Source organism: Streptomyces sp. SP18CS02 (assembly GCF_036322365.1).
Taxonomy (GTDB): Bacteria; Actinomycetota; Actinomycetes; order Streptomycetales; family Streptomycetaceae; genus Streptomyces.
Genome location: NZ_JAQYXC010000046.1, coordinates 1 through 1378, shown reverse-complemented (window position 1 = coordinate 1378; position 1378 = coordinate 1). Strand labels below are relative to the sequence as shown.

The window sequence follows — 1378 nt, the reverse complement described above, 5'->3', positions numbered from 1 at the left end:
TGCTGAGGGAGGCGTTCGTAGTCGCGGACGTTTCGCCGGGCTTTCATGATCCAGCCGAGGGTGCGTTCGACTTTCCAGCGGCGGGGCAGGACGACGAAGCCCTTGGCTCCACGAGGGCGGGAGACGGTCTTGAGCGTCATGAGCAGGAAGTCGTCGGACCAGTTGACGAGCTGGCCGGCGTAGGCGGAGTCGGCCCAGACCTGGGTGATCTGCGGCTGCATGACCCGCAGGCGCCAGAGAAGTTCGCGGGCAGCGTCTCGGTCGGTGGTGTCGGCGGGTGTCACCGTGATCATTACGGGCAGGCCGAGGGTGTCGACCGCGATCTCTTGCGTCCGTTGATCTTCTTCCCCGCGTCGAAGCCGCGGGTGGCCTTGGAGACGGTCTCGGCTCCCTTGACGGACTGTGAGTCGACGATCAGAGTCACTGGCCAGGGACAACGCCCCTGGCCAGCGCGTATCTGTCGTCGGAGCTGGTCGCGCAGTAACGCTACGACTCCGGCGCGGTGCCATTGGGCGAAGTGGTAGTAGACCGTCTGCCAGGGCGGATAGTCAGCAGGCAGGGCCCGCCACTTCACGCCGTTGTCGACCACGTATCGGATGGCGTCGACGATCTCGCGGCGGTGCCGGTGCCACTTCTCCGGCCTGCCGCCTGTTTTGGTCTGGCAGGCCGGGACGGGCAGCAAGGGTTCGAGCAGGGCCCACTCCGCGACCGTGGTGTCGGACGGATAGCGGCGCCGGCGGGAGGTCAGAGGCATCGGAAGGTCTCGGATTCGGTCGGCTTGGGTCTATTTGGCGAGCTGAGCCAGGGTCGCGCGGACGCCGGTGAGCTGGGCGGATGCCAGCTGGGCCCATTCGTCGACCGGGTGGCGGGACAGGTGCGGGTCGAGCGTCCCCGTGATCAACCGGGTGAGCCGGCCGAGCACCAGGCGGAACTGCTTCTTCTCGTACTCGATCCAGTCGGCGGGCTCGTCAGAGAACAGGTAGCCGTCTCTGCGGCGCCAGATGATCGGGGTGAGATGTTCAGCGGCGCCGACATCGCGCAGATGGCGGACCCCGCGGGCGACCTGGGAAGGGGTGAGGCGGGTGGCAGCGACCAGCTGCCTGGTCTGAAGACCTGAGGGCCTGGCTTCCATCAGGGCGACGCGGACCAGGTCGCCGTAGTGCTCGCTCAGCGGCTGGGCCTGCCCGCCGCGGCGGCGGGCGGCCATGACTCAGTCGCCTTTGAGGAGCTGAGCGAGCTGCTCGTCCAAAGTGAACTGACCGGTGTCGATCGCGGCCTCCAGCCAGTCGGCTGCCCCACGGACCTTCGCGATCCCGCGGCGGATCGTCTCGCGCTCGTCCTCGGTGAACTCCTGGTCGCGCATGCGCGGAACGAGTCG

Annotated in this window: 2 protein-coding genes and 1 pseudogene; all 3 read right to left on the bottom strand. The window is 67.9% G+C overall.

What is annotated here, in order from left to right:
- Window positions 1-754: pseudogene (locus PUR26_RS00130) on the bottom strand (IS5 family transposase); the annotation flags it as partial.
- A 30-nt stretch (window positions 755-784) separates the two neighbouring features.
- Window positions 785-1207 carry a hypothetical protein gene (locus tag PUR26_RS00125; protein ID WP_329868007.1) on the bottom strand — a complete coding sequence of 141 codons (423 nt, stop codon included), beginning with the start codon at window positions 1205-1207 and terminating at the stop codon, window positions 785-787.
- A gap of 3 nt (window positions 1208-1210) precedes the next feature.
- A partial coding sequence (locus tag PUR26_RS00120) for a DUF6192 family protein (protein WP_329868009.1) occupies window positions 1211-1378 on the bottom strand: 168 nt, incomplete at its 5' end.